Here is a 1,829-nt window from a genome sequence, read left to right as displayed (position 1 = left end):
AGATCTCTCGAGCGCCCCTGCGGGGGGGCGCGGCGGGCGGGGGGGGGGCGGGGAGGCGCCGTACCCCCCGCCCGCCGTCCCTCATCGCCTCACCCCTCGCTCCACCGCACAGCACGACCGCAGGCCGCAGACCGCACCACCAGGCACCACCGCTCCATCGCACCACTCCCACCGCGCAGCCATCCCACCGCGCACCACCACCCCATCGCACCACCGCAAGGAGGCGGCCCGTGACCACCACCGGTACGGAATCGACAGCAGCGGGAACGGCCGGGGCCGCCGTACGAACGGGAGTGTGGTTCGTCGGTGCGCGCGGCTCCGTCGCCACCACGGCCGTCGCGGGCTGCGCGGCCGTCACCGCCGGACTCCACCCCCCGACGGGCATGGTCACCGAGACCGCGCCCTTCGCCGGAGCCGGGCTGCCCGCCCTCAACTCGCTCGTCTTCGGCGGACACGACACCGCGAGCTGCCCGCTCCCCAAACGCGCCGAGGCGCTCACCACCGCCGGGGTCCTGCCGCACGGCCTGCCCGCGGCGATCCACGCCGAACTCACCGCCGCCGACCGGGAGATACGGCCCGGCGGACCGCAGCCCGGCGACACCAGGAGCGACCACGAGATCATCGACGGCTTCGCCGCCGACCTCACCGACTTCGCGCGCCGCACCGGCGTCACCCGCACCGTCGTCGTCAACGTCTCCTCCACCGAGGCAGAACCCGACCCGAACGACCCTCGTCTGCCCGCGAGCGCGCTCTACGCGGCGGCGGCGGTACGGACCGGCTGCCCGTACGTCAACTTCACTCCCTCGACCGGGCTGCGCACCGCGGCCCTCACCGCCGCCGCGGCGGCCCGTGGACTTCCCCACGCGGGTCGCGACGGCAAGACAGGCCAGACGCTGCTCCGTTCCGTACTCGCACCCATGTTCGTCCAGCGGGCCCTGACCGTCCGGGCGTGGTCCGGTACGAACTTGCTGGGCGGCGGGGACGGAGCGGCGCTGGCCGACCCGGCCGCGGCGGCGGCCAAGAACGCGGGCAAGGAGCGTGTCCTCGCCGACACCCTGGGCACCGCCCCCGAGGGCGAGGTCCACATCGACGACGTGCCGGCGCTCGGCGACTGGAAGACCGCCTGGGACCACATCGCCTTCGACGGCTTCCTCGGCTCGCGCATGGTCCTCCAGACCATCTGGCAGGGATGCGACTCGGCGCTCGCCGCCCCCCTCGTCCTGGACCTCGCCCGGCTGCTGGCCCGCGCCCACGAGGCCGGACTGAGCGGCCCGCTGCCCGAACTCGGTTTCTACTTCAAGGACCCGGACGGCGGCCCCGCCGCCCTCGCCGAACAGTTCGAGGAACTGCTCGCCTTCGCACGACGGCTGGGGGAGTCCGGATGAGCGCTCGCACCGGGGGCCCGGACACCGGCAGGCTCGGTGCCTGGGCCGAACTGCTGCGCGTCTCCGCCGTGTTCACCGTCGTCGGCGACGGGCTCGCGGGCGCGGCCTCACTCGGCGTACGACCGGGGCGCGCCACCGCCCTCGCCGTGGGCGCCTCGCTCTGCCTGTACGAGGCGGGCATGGCGCTCAACGACTGGGCCGACCGCGAGGAGGACGCCGTCGACCGCCCGCACCGCCCGATCCCGTCGGGCCGGATCTCCCCGCCCGCGGCCCTCGCGGCGGCCGGCGGCCTCACCGCCGCGGGCCTGGCGCTCGCCGCCCGCGCGGGCCGCCCCTCGCTGGCGGTGGGCACGGCGCTGGCGGCCACGGTCTGGGCGTACGACCTGCGCCTCAAACACACCCCGGCCGGCCCGGTGGCGATGGGCGCGGCCCGCTCCCTGGACC

At 75.9% G+C, this 1,829-nt stretch carries 2 protein-coding genes; both read left to right on the top strand.

Annotated elements, in window-relative coordinates; genetic code table 11:
• Nucleotides 1–230: 230 nt before the first annotated feature.
• Nucleotides 231–1,385: an inositol-3-phosphate synthase gene (locus ACFXPK_RS24570; protein ID WP_384996160.1), complete on the top strand. Its 1,155-nt coding sequence runs from the start codon at nt 231–233 to the stop codon at nt 1,383–1,385.
• A partial coding sequence (locus tag ACFXPK_RS24565) for a UbiA family prenyltransferase (RefSeq protein WP_385078626.1) occupies nt 1,382–1,829 on the top strand: 448 nt, incomplete at its 3' end. The genes ACFXPK_RS24570 and ACFXPK_RS24565, both read left to right, overlap by 4 nt.

This window comes from Streptomyces sp. NPDC059142, assembly GCF_042755665.1.
Classification (GTDB): Bacteria; Actinomycetota; Actinomycetes; order Streptomycetales; family Streptomycetaceae; genus Streptomyces.
This window is presented reverse-complemented; position numbering and strand designations above follow the sequence as displayed.